The following is a 15854-nucleotide window of genomic DNA, read 5'->3' as shown; positions in this document are numbered from 1 at the left end:
CAATCAATTTAATCTTAAAATTTACTTAAATGTTATTTTGAGAAGCAAAAAATGAAAATACCCACCTGTATAAGATGGGTATTTAAGATTTTTATAAGAATTTAACGACGAATTATAATAAATCCGCAATCATTTTCTCTAATTTTTCCTGATCGACAGCAAATTTGCGAATACCGTCAGATAATTTATCTACTGCCATTGGGTCAGCGTTGTGCTCCCAATAGAATTGAGCTTCAGTGATAGCTTCTGGACGCGCTTTCACTTCCCCTTTGTAGGATAATTTATGTTCAACTTCACCTTCAGCTTCTGATAATTCTTTTAACAGTGCTGGTGCAATAGTTAAACGGTCACAACCTGCTAATTCTAAAATCTCACCCATATTACGGAAGCTTGCGCCCATAACAACAGTGTTATAACCGTGTTGTTTGTAATAGTTATAGATTTCAGTAACAGAAATCACACCTGGATCTTCAGCTGGAGCAAATTCTTTTTTATCTGTATTGGCTTTATACCAATCCATGATACGACCAACAAATGGAGAAATCAGGTAAACACCTGCTTCAGCACATGCACGCGCTTGAGCGAAAGAGAACAGTAAAGTCAGGTTACAGTTGATACCTTCTTTTTCTAATTGCTCTGCGGCACGGATACCCTGCCAAGTAGATGCTAATTTGATAAGAATACGGTCGTTACTGATACCTGCATCATTATAAAGTTTCATTAAATGACGTGCTTTTTCGATACATGCTTGTGTGTCGTAAGAAAGACGTGCATCAACTTCTGTTGAAATACGACCTGGGATCAGTTTTAAAATTTCTAAACCGATATTCACTGCCAGTTTGTCGCAAGCATCAACGATTTGTTGTTCACGAGAATCGCTTTGTGAACGAGCCCATTCAATCGCTTCATCAATTAATTTACGATATTCAGGAATTTGAGCTGCATTTAAAATTAAAGATGGGTTGGTAGTTGCATCTTGTGGCTGATACAGTTTCATTGCTGCGATGTCACCAGTGTCAGCAACAACAGTTGTCAGCTTACGCAAAGAAGTCAATTTGTTGGTCATTTTGTTTATCTCATCTACTAGGTAAATCTGTTTGCAGTCACCTGCGGATATCTATTGATAATAACATGGACTGCTCACACTACAAGACGCTTAGATTCATACAAAGCAATTATTTGAATGCCAAACGTTTTCGCAAAACAAAAGCGGAAAAAAACAGAAGAAAATCACAGGCTGAATCGTTTAAATTGTCGAATTTTACGACAAATAAGAGAAACCATTGTTTTTTCCTATTACTATAATTTAGTCTTTAATTGAAAGAATTTGCTATATTTGGTCAACATTAAAATAACGTATCGAGGGAATTATGCTAATCACCATTTCACCAGCTAAAACACTGGATTTCGAATCGCCTTTAGCAACAACGCACTTCACCCAACCTGAATTGCTAAAATATTCCCAACAACTTATCGAAGAATGTCGAAAATTGTCATCGAGCGATATCGCAAGCTTAATGAAAATAAGTGATAAACTCGCAGGATTAAATGCCGCTCGTTTTGGTGAATGGCAACCTAATTTCACACCAGAAAATGCACGCCAAGCTATTTTGGCATTTAAAGGTGATGTTTATACCGGAATGCAAGCAGAGCTTTTTTCTGAAGATGATTTTCAGTTTGCACAACAACATTTACGTATGCTTTCTGGCTTATATGGCGTACTGCGCCCTCTTGATTTAATGCAACCTTATCGTCTTGAAATGGGAATAAAGCTAAAAAATAAAAAAGGAAGTGATTTATACCAATTTTGGGGAAATACCATTACAGAAGCACTAAACAAAGCACTTGAAGAACAAGGTGATAATGTTTTAATCAATTTAGCATCTGATGAATATTTTAAATCAGTCAACCCGAAAAAACTCAATGCTGATATTATTAAACCTGTTTTCCTTGATGAAAAAAATGGCAAATATAAAGTTATCAGCTTCTATGCTAAAAAAGCCCGTGGATTAATGAGTCGCTTTATTATTCAAGAAAAACTGACTAATAAAGCACAACTGAAAGAGTTTGATCTTGAAGGTTATCAATTTAACTCAGCAGAATCAGAGGGTAACACTCTCGTATTTAAACGTGCAGAATCACTGGCGAAATAAAAATATTAGCTATTAACTATTAACTATTAGCTATCAATAAAAACAGCACTAAAATCAGTGCTGTTTTTTTATATTGAGGCTCACAAATGTTTTGTCACTAATGGTAGAGGTGGCCATGTTAGAGATGGAATAAATTCACTACCTTGCATTGTTGTCAATTGTTGCTCATTGAATTGCGCCATTTCTTGAATAATAGAAGCGAGGGATTGCATTGAAAGTGTGTTTTCTGTTTTGATAATTGTAACCGAGCTATTCGTCTGATTTTCTTTTGTTTTTAGAGTTAAAATAAATTGGCCATCTTCTGTCCTATACTGCCAATCGTCACCCACTTGAGAAGAAATGAGTTCATCTTGTTCAGATAATCCTGAAATAAAAAGTTGGCTATTTTCGCCTTCATCATAGACAGTGACTTCACCATAACGCTTGTTCACAATATAAATATTACTACCACTCCCACCACTTAAATAATCAAGACCTGATTCAGAGATCAAAAGATCATTTCCACCTCCTGCACTGAGATTATCGTTCCCCTCTCCCGCAATTAAAATATGATGTCCGTGATTAACCACAATATGATCATCTCCCTCTCCGCCATCAATCACCGAGCTACATTTATTATGATTAACGACGATATCATCACCTGCCATTAATTCGAGAATAGGCAAGTGTTCAATTGATTGATTGTGTGGTTTCTGTTGAGTCATTAAAATAGATCTTAACAAAGAGTAAGGTGAATCAAGTGAATAAGTCGATAATGCCTCTTTATTTAAGGTCAGTGATTCAGGGATCATAAGCACATCATTTCCTGCACTAATAGTAAAATTTAGATCCGTCATTGGTGTTAATAAATGTTGTTGGCTCTCTTTTGTAGGAAGTGTAAAAACAACATTATCTTTATCTATTAATCGAATAGTCACGTTTGTATCGACAATTTTATTTAATAGCGTTGGATCGAAAGATAGCGTTAAATAATCATCTGGAAGATAGCGATGAGATAAAAGACCATTTTTAAATGTCAAATCAAAACCACTTATATCTGTTAAAAAGAAATGGCTCACATTATCATCAGTTAGTTTATCGATATAGTCAGACAGTGAAATATTCACTCTTTCATTCTTATTTTTTGTTAAAAATGTTTTTATTTGATAGCTGTCATTACCCTGACTCAATTTAATGTATGAGTTAGAATCAATACCAAAATAATTATTATTTTGGTTATTCCCATGAATACCAAGTCGTAAATTTGTTCCAGATAAGAAACCACTGTATTCAAATTCAGGCAATAGTTTTATATTTCTACTCTGACTGTTAAAAGCCGTAACAATTAAATTTTCGATCTCATTAATATAAAAATCTTTAATAATTAATTTTGATTTATTATATTTTTCTAAATAACTAAATTTGTATAATATTTTATCTTTAGTATTTTCATCCAAAGTGAGTAAAAATCCATCTTGAGTTATTAACGTATAACAATGTGAAAGTGTATTATTTACAGAATCATCATAAACATTTTTTAATTTTATAGAGTGATAAATCAATTCATTATTTTCATTTCCATCATTTACTTTCATATCAAAAATAATATCTTTTCCTTGACGAGAAATAGCAGCGATTTCATCAAAATGATAGTTTAATTGCACAATACTAGACTCGATATGACTCACTTCATTAATAATTGTTTGAAATTGAATATTATAATTTTTTTCCAAAGAAGATCTTAATATAACATAGCTATCATTTCCCTCCCCCTTCAGCATAACCTTCTCGTAAAACTAGTGTGTCATTTCCCCCTAATCCATATAATAAATCGGCACCGCCAGCACCATCTAGATAATTATTCTCTTGGTTACCATAAATAATATCATCACCGGCCTCGCTACCAATTACGTTCTCAATACTGTCTAAATAGGCAATCACATTTTGATCTTGTAAGACAATATTAGGCATGGAATCAACTAATTGCTTTGAATACAAACGCCCATTCTCTTGATAAAGAAATAGCTTTGAATGAAAATTTTGACTGTTTGTTTGTTCTTCTGATTGTCTGAATTTAACATAGTTATTAGATAAACTAACCTCATATCCCGTATATTTGTTTGTTGTTTTTATAATACGAAGTGTGTCATTTCCCTCTCTGCCATAAAAACGACTCGCATAAAGTGGCGATTCAGAGGAAAATAAATTGAACATATCATTTCTTTCGCCTCCACTTAATCGTTTAGTACCATTATAAATATCAAAGGTATTTTGAGTAATTAAAGGTGCTGCAATAACATCATTACCATGATAGGTATTAAAATAGAATTTTTCATTCTCATTCCAATCTGAGACATAATATTTTTTATACTGATTCGCTTTTATTAAACTTTCCGATAAATTTTCCACACCTAAAAGATTAATTATATTTTCTCTATTTGTTCTTATATTTTTTAAAAAATCACTATCGACCATATTATCAAAAATGGGAGAATCATCATCGGAAATAATATCCATTGTATAGCGATTCAATTCATTAACATAAAAATCGACATCAAAAATTAGTGTCTCATGGGTTGCTATTGCTTCTTTAGGAAGATAATACTTATATTCTGTTTTTTCTGAGCGAAGATGATAAGAAAGTGCAGCTATTTTTTCAGCCATTTCTTGACTGATATTTTGAGATATCCGTTGAGCAACATATTCTCCTAAAGGATTTAAAATTGAATCTAATGTTTTTCCCATTAAGTTTGGTATGACTTTATAATAATAATATTCTTGGTAAACCTGTTTTTCATTTGTATAAAAATAACGGCTCTGATGATTTTGTTTTTTTATCTCATCAAGATAATTGACTTCATTTTTGTCAATCATCTCTTCTAATTGTGTTTCTGTTTCTAAATAGATGATTTCATTCTTTTTATTTGGTAGTAAATCTCCCATTAAAAGGGCATAAAAACCATTATTAAGTTCTTCTAATGGCGTAAAATTTACCTTTATCTTTGCTTCTTCAATAAGCCTTGCTGCATTATAAATCGATGTTGCAAGTGCAATAACTGCACCCGCCACAATACCAATAGGGCCTGCAATCGTTGAACCTGCAAGCATTGCAATAGAAACCCCTAGCGTAACCAACCCAGATACAACAGCAAAGGAACCATTAACAATATAATCAATTTTCCTTTTTTCATTATTTTCACCAGAAATTCGGCTAAAATTATCATAGGCATTATAAATATCAAATCCGATAGAAAGAACATTAAGTCCAATTCCTACTTTTGTACTTATCTTACTTACATATTCAAGTGGATTATGACGATATTTTAACAATCCTTTAGCTAATGCAATTTCAATCAATTCAGAAAGACCATTATAAGCCATCTCAGACCACATAATAGCTAAGTTATTAATGATCTCTTTTCGTTCTTTAGGCGATAACAATGGGTTATTTAGTTGTTCAGCAAGCATAAACGTGGAATTAATTGACTGCCACATACCATAAGTAATATTAGCGTAACCAATTTTACTAATTATTTTCATATGTCGAGGAAGTGTTAATGATGCATTTCTTAATAAATTCCAATCTTTATCACTGTAGCCTTTATTTCCTAGCTTAATCATTTTAGTTAATCGTTCAGATGCAGCAAGATAGTCGATTCTATTTACATCATTAGAAAGGAGATATTTAACTTTCTCTTCTTTATTATTTAGCAAATAACGAAACAAAGAGATGACTTTTTTATCCTTTTCACTACCCGATATTGATAGAAAATAATCATTAAGATGATAAGGATCAAATGTTAATTTTAAGTCCCATTTTTCTATATTACTGAGATCAATGTCATCGATATTTTTTCCACTTATCTTAGCACCTAAACTGACTAATAAACTTTTATCAAAAGAGACATCATTTATTTTCACTATCTCTTTATTTTTATTATCAAAGATCTTATTTTTCACATCTAAAATATCTAACGAATTTAAATCACTTACTTTCCTTAATGCTATTTCTGGTGATAATGATTCAAGTATCATTTTATTGCTAGTCATAAAAATGATATTTTTAAGTTTGTTTATTGTTTTTTTATAGTTTTCAAATGTTGATACAGTGTCTAGCAACATTCGATATAAAATACCTTTTTTGTTTTTATCAAAAAATGTAGCCAGTAGATTTTTTGAAAGTAAACTTAATTTCTTAATTAATGTTGGATTGTCATAAATTGCATGAATAATTTCTATTGCTTGATTTGTTTTTTCTGTTAATGTCAATTTTTCTTCTGATAATGAGTCCGATGATAGCCATTTTTTATATGTCATTTCGCCCATCAAATATCGATTGAATTTTTTATTAACTAATGGATCAAGTATTACTTGTGTTAATTTTTTTCTATATTATTTTCATCTGAAATTTTAAAAAAAGAAGATAGCTCATATAGATATTTTCTGCATGCAGTACTTATTGAAATATCATTACTGATAATTTTGTCACTAAGTTCTTTTAATATTTCCCTATGCTGCTCAACATTAAGGTGATCAACTTTATTAATAATAGAGCCAATTTGATAGATATTAAGATCATAGCGATTTGATTTAATATAATCTAAAATATCAGATAATATGATTTCATTTGAATAATCTACAATCACTTTTTTTATATTTTTATCATATCCCAATTTAAACTCTTCACGTTCTCGATAATTAGGATACCAAGAAGAAATGATTTGATAGATTTCTTTTGTAATTTGATTGTTTTCTACAGTTATTTTTTCTTTATTTGAAAAAGCTAAAACATCATCATAATCTGCTTCAGTAGTAATTATATTAGATACCATTGAGCTCCCAAGTAGTGGTTTATCGATATACTGCCTCTCAATAATCGGCTTAACAATAATGTTGTCTATTAAAAGAGAAACCTTATTATCAATAATCTGGTAGATCGGCATATTTAATCGTTGAGCAATACCCTCAATAAAAAAATCACCCGATTGATAACTCAACAACTTTTCTTTTTTGGCAAAAATAATCGTTTTTTCATTAAAAAATTGATTTTCTAAAATAATATTGTGCAATGTTTCAACATCATTTTTTTGTTTAATAAAATCTTGTTTAAAAAAACTATCTTCTTCATTCCCAGTTGCAATTACTCTTATTCTATTCTTTAAGCAATAATCAAGAAAATAGCTTATTTCTGGTTTATCATTTAAGTAAGCATTTAAACTCTCATTTTTAATACCATTATAAAAATAAATTATTATATCATCTTGATAGAATGAATCGATGCTATCTATAATAATGTTATCAATGTTTCCTCCATTAAATAGTTTCTTATCATCAAACAAAAAATTAAAGTTATTTTTATTATCGTCAAATAATAAATAACTACAATCTATTTTATTTCTATTTTGATTTAATGATTTATCAAAAAGAATATGAATATTTTCTTCATTAATATAAAAATTGTTCGGATGATAAGCATAATTCCTCTCACGATAATTGTTATTAAAATAAGTTTCTAACTGATTTATTTCATGAACGATCATTCTATTTGAAAATTGATTATTTCTAAAGTAATCAAAGTATAAGTCACTATAAGAGCTTAAATTATTACCTTTTTTAACATCTATTTCAATTTCAATTAAATCAAGTAGTTTATTTATATCTTCATTATCTCTATATTTTGATAGTTTTTGATAGTTTTCTTTTAAATGTAGTTTATTATTATCCTCTATCAGAAATGTGTTTTTTAATTCAGGGATATCAATTTGTTCAATTATCTCAATTAAATATTGGTAGTTATTTTTAAATTCAATAGTGTAATCGTACCCCTCAATGCCAGCATTTCTATTTTTATCCCATAATAAATATGGACTATCTATAATTTGATTATAAATAAAATTACTAACACCATGAGAACCATCGTTAATTTCATTCACCATTAATTGATAAAGCTTTGAAGCCACTAAACTGTTTTTTTCAGCAAGTGAAATTAAATTCTTTTTTCCATAAATCAATCTATCGTAAAACAATTTATCTTCTAACTTATTTTTAACCTTATTTAAAATTCCATTAAGTGATATGTTTTTATCATCGTTAAATAAATTTATTTTATTAATGAGAGAAAAACTAGCCGTTAACTTATCAAAATAGATATTTCCATTTAATATATCTATTAAAAAAACAATTTCTTTTAACTCTTTTGATTTATTTCCTTTAACTAAATAACTATTTATTTCAATTAAATTTCTGTAATAAATATCATTAAATTCAACATATCCATTTCTTTTTTTGACCTCTTGGAAATTATTGAATTCGACTACTTCAATATCAATACTATTATCATCATTCTTATTCAAAATAATCTTACTTGCCTGATTATTTTCAAGAATATCATCAATATAATGTTTAACTAAGTAAATACCCTCATCAACATATGAATTTTTTACAACAACTTCTATTAAAACATTCTCTTTTCTAAGCTCGAGAATAAGATCTCTCTGTTCACTATAATAAATAATACGTCCCGTAACACCCTCGCTAAAAGATAATGAAAAGCCTATTTTCTTTATACTTTCAGCAATACCTTTATTGGTATCAACATCATCATTATTCCACACACTTCTATAATTTAATGAATCTGTTTTTTTATACTCATCAAAAGTAATATATTTTTTACCTTCTATTTCATGAGCTCCATAGAAATCCATTTTGCTTGCCAATACTTCTTTTATAGATAAAGGATCAGAAAACTCAAGTAACTCACTATTTGAATCAAACAATGTAAATTTATAATTATTTTCAGAATATTTTTTATATGCAATGGCTATAGCATGATCTTTGAATGCAATAATGGCATAATAATCATTATATCCCTGCATAATGTGATCTATATGATGACTAACTTCTTCTTGACTAAAACCAAGATGATGAATATTTGATTTTCCCAACCCTTTCTTATTTAAGATTTCTTCATATTTAGCCGACTTTAATGAATCAAAAACAAAATATTGAACTTTATTACATAACCTCTCCATTTGAAAATGTTGAGAAAAAATAATATTTTTTACTTCTTTCATTAAATTTAATACTTCATACTCTTGTATATTATTAAATAAAATAGAGTCTAATTCATTTAGTATAATTTCCTTTTCATTTTGATAAGAAGAAATATTTTCTTTTAGCCAAAATAAATATTTATGCCCCCTTCTAATCCACTATTTCTAATCTCTAATAAATAATTCAAACTCAAACCATAGCATAATCCAGCAAGTGATTGGAAATGACTAAAATCATAATTAGTTTCTGTTGAAGAAATAAGATTAACTCGGCTCATTATTTTCTCAAGCGGCTTAAGTAGATCTTCATATTGTGAAAATCGCTTTTCTATATTATTTTTTATCTTAGTCGTAAACAAGCCAGTACCCACTTTATAAATTAGATGTTCTCCATTTTCAGGTATCTGGCTATATTTAGATTTCGCAATCGTAAATGCCTCTTCTATATCATCAATATAGATATGTAATACTTTCTCGGTTTCTTCTATCTTATCCCGTATAATAAAAATATTTTTATAGGAGTAGCTTTCATTAAGCTCAATTGAAAAACGTGAGTTAATATCTATCTGTTTTTTTATTTTTATATCACTAATAATTTTATTTATTATATCGTGATTACTTAAATTCCAATCTTCATTTAAATTAAAATAATTTGAATACTCTTTTTTATTATAATTACGATAATATAAAAAATCGTCATTGTTGTTTTCTTTAATTGTATTGCCTATACTATTAATCAAATCACCTTTACTATAAAAAAAATCGGATTCACCTTCAAAATCAATTATTTTAAATATATCATTTTCATTATCTATTTCTAAAATAAGGCTTTTTTCTCCAACTCCACATAATAAGTTCCCGAAAAATGCTGAAAAAGGAGAGTGTTCATACGTTCTTTTTTTATTTTAATCGACTCTCTAGCTGTTAATTTAGCACTATTTAAAAATAGATTTTCTATACTTAAATTGATTTTTACTCTGAAAAAATCAATACTTTTAGTAAATTCATTCTTATTATAGAGTGAAAAATTATTTTCTATTCTTCTAAGAAATTCATTTGCTTCATATTCATTTTTAGAAATAAGGATCGAGGTGTAATTTTCAGTTAATACCCTTTTTACTGATTCAAATTTACAGAATAATTCTGCGCTATGCTCTTTTATATGATTTTCTATTATTAATGCAATTCTATTTATATCATCTTTAAAAATTAACTTTCTGAATCCATTCATATTTCATTCCTTTTTTTTGAATAGATATATCCTTCTAAAAAGAAAATATATAATTCAAATCCACTTTTTTAAATCCTTATTTTCCTATTTTTAAAATTTAGCTCATAAAAAAAGCCCAACATTATGTTGAGCTTTTTTCAGGATAAATAATTAATTAAATTAGAAATTAATTATTTCAAAAACTACTAATTATTATTTAGGCGCACGTTCTAATAAAAACTCACGTAGCTGTGCAAAATCAGCAGGTAAGAAATGCGAAAGCAATTCTTTATCTGCACGCTCGGCTAGCTCTTTAGGTAATGGCAACTCACCCCCTAAAATACGCTCTACACTCTCTTTAAATTTCGCGGGATGGGCTGTCCCCAGGAACAGACCATATTCGCCCTCTTTCAACTCATCACGCAGTAAGCGGTAAGCAACCGCGGCATGAGGCTCTGAAATATAGCCTTTCTTCGCGAGTTCACGCACCGTTTCTTCTGTTGTTTCGTCACTCACTGAACCATGAGCAAGATCAGAAAGATCCCAACCTTTACGACGATACAATTCTTCAATACGTGGCCAGTTATTAGGTTGACTAACATCCATCGCATTAGAAAGCGTTGCCACAGTGCGATGTGGTTCCCATTTACCATTATCTAAATAGCGAGGAACGGTGTCATTTACGTTTGTCGCCGCAATAAAGCGTTTTACAGGTAATCCCAGAGATTTAGCGAGTAAACCCGCCGTGAGATCACCAAAGTTACCACTTGGTACTGAAATCACTAGCTGCTCATGTTTTTCCGCAGGGATTTGTGCAACGGCCTCAAAATAATAACAAATTTGAGCAAGCAAACGGCTGATATTGATGGAGTTCGCTGAGTTCAAATACATTGTTTTCTTTAAGAACTCATCATCAAAAGCCTGTTTCACTAATGACTGGCAAGCATCAAAATCACCTTTGATTGCAACAGTGTGAATGTTTTCACCTAATGTACAGAACAGTTTTTCCTGTAACGGGCTAATTTTGCCTTCAGGATAAAGAATAACAACTTGTACATTTTCTAATTTGTAGAAAGCATGAGCAACAGCAGCGCCAGTATCACCTGATGTTGCTGTTAAAATTGTAACAGGTTGGTTGCCAGCAACTTCTGACAACATTTGCGCCATAAAACGACCACCAAAGTCTTTAAATGCCAGCGTCGGGCCGTGGAAAAGCTCTAAACAACTTACATCATCTTCAACTTGGGTTACTGGTGCAGGAAATGCAAATGCGGTGCTAATACGTTTTTCTAATACATCAGCAGGAATTTCATCACCAATAAAGGCTGTTAAAATACGGCTACTACGTGTTGCAAAATCAAGTGCTAATAATTCATCAATTTCAGCTTTAGAAAACGAAGGTAAGTCTTGTGGAAAAAAGAGCCCTTGTTGTTTACCCAAACCTTGTTTTACTGCTTGAGCAAAACTGACTTGCTCTTGATTATCTTTCAAATTATATAATTTCATGACTTATCCTATCTGTCTTGCGCCACGCGTATCTATACGGCAGATATGTACAAAGCCTTCACTGTTTTGTACGTAGTTTTGTTTCAGCCATTCGGCCATCTCTTGTGCGATTTCTAATGAATCACTAATCGTAAAAATGGTAGGGCCTGAGCCGGAAATACCACAAGCTAACGCACCTTTCTTCTGCGAAGCCTCTCTGGCTTTTTCAAACCCCGGAAGAAGTTGGGTGCGATAAGGCTCTGCAATCACATCTTGCATCAAATTAGCGGCTAGTCCTGATTGCTGAGTATGGCAAGCATGAATAAAACCCGATAAATAACGACCGTGGTTAATGATGTCTGCTTTAGAGTATTGTTTTGGTAAAATCGCTCTAGCTTCTGCCGTAGAAACTTTAATTCCCGGATATGCCATAACCCAATACCAATCATCAAAGGTTGGTACAGACTGACAAATAGTGCCATTTTGTTCCAAAATAAGTTGTAACCCACCTAAATAACAAGGTGCAACATTATCATAGTGCACACTACCTGAAATACGTCCTTCAAGCTCCCCCATCATCAGCAGCAATTGTCTCTCACCAAAAGGCTTTTGGGCAAATTCATTAAGTGCAACCAATGCCGCAACAACAGAACAAGCACTTGATCCTAAACCAGAACCAATTGGCATATTTTTCTCAAGCGTCATTGCAACAGAAAGTTCTTTGCCTAATTTTTCACAAAATAACTGCCAACATTGATACACAATGTTTTGCTTAGGATCTGAAGGTAATTTGCTAACAAAGTGCCCTTTACTTTCAAGTGTAAATACCGAAGCCGCTTCAACGGTGACACAATCACCCAGTAATTGCCCATCAATAGGTGAAACTGCCGCGCCAAGGACATCAAATCCGACACTCACGTTGCCGATTGATGCTGGTGCATAAACTTTAACCACGCTTAAACTCCCAATTTCCATGATAAGGTACGTAATACATCTGCAAACACCCCAGCAGCAGTAACATCATTACCAGCACCATATCCACGTAATACCAATGGAATAGGTTGATAGTAGCGAGTGTAAAAGGCTAAAGCATTTTCACCATTTTTCACTTTAAACAGAGGATCATTTGCATCAACTGCCATTATCTTAACTTGGCATTTTCCTTCATTGATGATGCCAACATAACGTAATACCTTACCTGCTTTTTGTGCTTCTTCGACTTTTGCATCAAATTCAACATCAACTTGAGGTAAACGGTTTAAGAAGCTTGCTACATCACCTGAGCTATCAAATGAAACAGGCAGCACAGGCTCTACATCGATATCACTGAGTTCTAATTTATAACCCGCTTCACGCGCTAAAATAAGCAGTTTACGCGCAACATCCATACCAGAAAGATCATCACGAGGATCAGGCTCTGTAAAACCTTTATCTTTTGCTGAAAGAGTCGCTTCAGATAAGCTTTTACCTTCATCTAGTTGACCAAAAATGTATGACAAGGAGCCTGAAAGAATACCATTAAATTGAACTAACTCATCGCCCGCATTGAGCAAGTTTTGTAAGTTTTCAATAACCGGTAAACCTGCACCAACGTTAGTGTCATACAAGAACTTACGGCGTGAAGCTTCCGCTGCTTGTCGAATTTGGTAGTAATAGTCCATCGACAGCGTATTCGCTTTTTTGTTTGGTGTAACCACGTTAAAGCCATTTTGTAAGAAATTTGCGTATTGTTGCGCAATTTCTTCGTTTGATGTGCAATCAACGATCACTGGATTTAAGAAGTGGTACTCTTTTTCTAAACGAATAAGCTGACTAAAGCTAAAAGGTTCTTTGGCTTCTTTAAGTTCTTGTTGCCAATTATCTAAATCAATACCTTGCATATCTGTCAGCATGGCTCTTGAGTTAGCAATACCACAGACACGAAGATCGATATGCTTATTTTTCAACCATGCTTGCTGGCGATGGATTTGTTCAATTAATGCGTTGCCAACACCACCAACACCGACAATAAAGACTTCAACAATTTGATTAGTGTTGAAAAGCATTTGATGGCATAAACGCACCGCGTTAGTTGCAGAATCATTCGCAATAACGGCAGAAATAGAACGCTCTGAAGAGCCTTGAGCTATCGCAACGATATTAATATTGCCACGGGTTAAAGCAGAGAAGAAACGCGCTGATATCCCTTTTAAAGTACGCATACCATCACCTACAACGGAGATGATAGCGACGTTTTCCATGATATCTAATGGATCAAGTACACCATCTTTTAATTCTAAATAAAATTCATCTGATAAGGCTTTTTGCGCTCTCATAAGTTCTTTTTGCGGTACACAAAAGCTGATGCTGTATTCAGAAGAAGATTGTGTAATCAGAACAACAGAAATACCCGCTCTTGACATAACAGAGAACACTCGAGCGGCCATCCCCACCATACCTTTCATACCAGGGCCTGATACGTTGATCATCGCCATATTATTAAGGTTGGTGATCCCTTTAACTGGTGTACTATCATCTTTTTGACCATCACCAATTAATGTACCCGGCGCATCTGGGTTGCCAGTGTTTTTTATTAAACAAGGAATTTGGAATTGGGCGATTGGAGCAATAGTGCGAGGATGAAGTACTTTAGCGCCGAAGTAAGAGAGTTCCATCGCTTCTTGATAAGACATGCCTTTTAACAGACGTGCATCAGGAACTAAACGAGGATCACAAGTATAAACACCGTCAACATCAGTCCAAATTTCACAACACTCTGCACGTAAGCAAGCGGCTAACACAGCAGCAGAGTAGTCTGAGCCATTACGACCTAATACCACGAGTTCATTCTTTTCATTACCCGCAGTAAAGCCTGCCATTAAAATCATATCGTCTTTTGCGATATTGAGTTCTAAGATGCGGCGAGTAGACTCAGGAATATCAACTGTCGATTCTAAGTAATGACCTTGTGCGAGTAAATTTTTGACTGGATCGATCACAGTGACATTATAGCCACGAGCCTGCAAAACGGATCCCATTATAGCGATAGAAAGCTTTTCACCACGACAAATCATCGCTGCATTGATGCTATCAGGGCATTGACCTAGTAAAGAGATCCCATGAAGAATATGTTTGATCTCTGCAAATTCACGCTCAACTTTATCTTTTAAGCGCTCATAGTCAAAACCAGGTTGTTTTTCTCTTAAACCTTGTAATAAGTTGGCAAAAATTTGCTCGGCTTCTCGTACTTGAGTGAGAGGATCTTCGCCTTCTGCCGTTTTTTCAATCATTGCAACCAAGTAGTTAGTTATCTTGGCTGGTGCTGATAATACAAGAGCGACTTGTCCTTGCTCTCTTTTTTTCTCAGCGATATCAGCAACATTCAGCACACGCTCTGCGTTGGCAACTGAAGTTCCCCCAAATTTTAACACTCGCATACAGCTCTCCTGATTTTTCACCCAAAAAAAAACCCGCATTTCTCAATGCGGGCTTTTTCGATTTTCGTTTTTTATATGCGACAGCCCGCCCCGCAATATAAGATTCCGGTGGTGGTGGTAATAATTGTCATTTTAGCTGGGCTGTAAATACGCATAACTATCCTGTCTGTCTCAAATTTAGTTTGACTATATACTGGTTAAAGCAAAGCGAGAGAGATGTCAAATTTTTTCTTTTTTTTCACCAAAAAATAAACTCAACTTAAATAAAATTTATTCGATCCTTACTCCTATTGTAGTATAGATATTGCTATCACAAAGGGATAAACAAAGAAAATAAAGCTACTATTTTAGAGTTATTTGGGGATTTGTACTTTTATAAGGAATAAGGTATTTTATGCTACTTTAAATTGTGTAACAAAACTGGAAAAAAAATAAACCCCCACTATATTTAACATATATTTTTCTTTTACATTACATAAATAAAATTATATAGTTAACTATTGAAATCAAGGTTAAGCTGTTATCTTGATTTTGATATGTGTCAACAAAAGTTAGCTTT

The 15854-nt window shown here is 32.4% G+C and carries 10 protein-coding genes and 1 other annotated feature; of the genes, 1 reads left to right on the top strand and 9 read right to left on the bottom strand.

The genetic code is table 11. From position 1 onward, the window contains the following. Positions 1-112: 112 nt before the first annotated feature. Positions 113-1066 (bottom strand): transaldolase, encoded by a 954-nt coding sequence (tal, locus tag ACWPWK_RS13220; protein ID WP_109371855.1) that lies wholly within the window; start codon positions 1064-1066, stop codon positions 113-115. Between the two features lie 304 nt (positions 1067-1370). Between tal and yaaA the strand changes: the two genes are divergently transcribed. Beyond that, positions 1371-2153 carry a peroxide stress protein YaaA gene (gene yaaA, locus ACWPWK_RS13215; RefSeq protein WP_109371857.1) on the top strand — a complete coding sequence of 261 codons (783 nt, stop codon included), beginning with the start codon at positions 1371-1373 and terminating at the stop codon, positions 2151-2153. 80 nt (positions 2154-2233) lie between these two features. Here yaaA and ACWPWK_RS13210 read toward each other — a convergent pair whose 3' ends face one another. The 8 genes from ACWPWK_RS13210 to thrA all read right to left on the bottom strand — a co-directional run bounded on the left by ACWPWK_RS13210 (position 2234) and on the right by thrA (position 15295). Next, positions 2234-3913, bottom strand: coding sequence for a calcium-binding protein (locus ACWPWK_RS13210; RefSeq protein ID WP_454209052.1), 1680 nt, complete (start codon positions 3911-3913; stop codon positions 2234-2236). Then, positions 3891-6458, bottom strand: coding sequence for a hypothetical protein (locus tag ACWPWK_RS13205; RefSeq protein WP_454209050.1), 2568 nt, complete (start codon positions 6456-6458; stop codon positions 3891-3893). The genes ACWPWK_RS13210 and ACWPWK_RS13205 overlap by 23 nt, the downstream gene beginning before the upstream one ends. A gap of 50 nt (positions 6459-6508) precedes the next feature. Next, on the bottom strand, positions 6509-9205 hold the full coding sequence (locus tag ACWPWK_RS13200; protein ID WP_454209048.1) for a hypothetical protein: 2697 nt from the start codon (positions 9203-9205) through the stop codon (positions 6509-6511). Positions 9206-9306: 101 nt separating this feature from the next. Continuing rightward, on the bottom strand, positions 9307-9924 hold the full coding sequence (locus ACWPWK_RS13195; RefSeq protein ID WP_454209046.1) for a hypothetical protein: 618 nt from the start codon (positions 9922-9924) through the stop codon (positions 9307-9309). Positions 9925-10001: 77 nt separating this feature from the next. After that, the gene (locus ACWPWK_RS13190; protein ID WP_454209044.1) at positions 10002-10415 is read right to left on the bottom strand and encodes a hypothetical protein; all 414 of its coding nucleotides are present in this window, start codon (positions 10413-10415) and stop codon (positions 10002-10004) included. Between the two features lie 192 nt (positions 10416-10607). Then, complete coding sequence (gene thrC / locus ACWPWK_RS13185) at positions 10608-11900, bottom strand: threonine synthase (RefSeq protein WP_109371861.1); 1293 nt, start codon at positions 11898-11900, stop codon at positions 10608-10610. Positions 11901-11903: 3 nt separating this feature from the next. Continuing rightward, positions 11904-12854 carry a homoserine kinase gene (thrB, locus tag ACWPWK_RS13180; protein WP_109371863.1) on the bottom strand — a complete coding sequence of 317 codons (951 nt, stop codon included), beginning with the start codon at positions 12852-12854 and terminating at the stop codon, positions 11904-11906. Further along, entirely contained in the window at positions 12836-15295 is a 2460-nt protein-coding gene (gene thrA, locus ACWPWK_RS13175; protein ID WP_109371865.1) for a bifunctional aspartate kinase/homoserine dehydrogenase I, read from the bottom strand. Before thrA ends, thrB begins: the two co-directional genes overlap by 19 nt. Positions 15296-15317: 22 nt before the next feature. Then, positions 15318-15438 (bottom strand) — a sequence feature (Thr leader region). Between the last annotated feature and the right edge of the window lie 416 nt (positions 15439-15854).

The sequence above is a fragment of the Proteus sp. Marseille-Q3619 genome, from assembly GCF_965283115.1.
This window is presented reverse-complemented; position numbering and strand designations above follow the sequence as displayed.

Excerpts from the sequence above, each read along its gene's own strand:
- thrA (WP_109371865.1), bottom strand. The coding sequence starts at position 15,295 with ATGCGAGTGTTAAAATTTGGGGGAACTTCAGTTGCCAACGCAGAGCGT.
- ACWPWK_RS13205 (WP_454209050.1), bottom strand. The coding sequence starts at position 6,458 with ATGGGCGAAATGACATATAAAAAATGGCTATCATCGGACTCATTATCA.
- ACWPWK_RS13190 (WP_454209044.1), bottom strand. The coding sequence starts at position 10,415 with ATGAATGGATTCAGAAAGTTAATTTTTAAAGATGATATAAATAGAATT.
- thrC (WP_109371861.1), bottom strand. The coding sequence starts at position 11,900 with ATGAAATTATATAATTTGAAAGATAATCAAGAGCAAGTCAGTTTTGCT.
- ACWPWK_RS13200 (WP_454209048.1), bottom strand. The coding sequence starts at position 9,205 with ATGAAAGAAGTAAAAAATATTATTTTTTCTCAACATTTTCAAATGGAG.
- ACWPWK_RS13210 (WP_454209052.1), bottom strand. The coding sequence starts at position 3,913 with ATGCTGAAGGGGGAGGGAAATGATAGCTATGTTATATTAAGATCTTCT.
- thrB (WP_109371863.1), bottom strand. The coding sequence starts at position 12,854 with ATGGAAATTGGGAGTTTAAGCGTGGTTAAAGTTTATGCACCAGCATCA.
- yaaA (WP_109371857.1), top strand. The coding sequence starts at position 1,371 with ATGCTAATCACCATTTCACCAGCTAAAACACTGGATTTCGAATCGCCT.
- tal (WP_109371855.1), bottom strand. The coding sequence starts at position 1,066 with ATGACCAACAAATTGACTTCTTTGCGTAAGCTGACAACTGTTGTTGCT.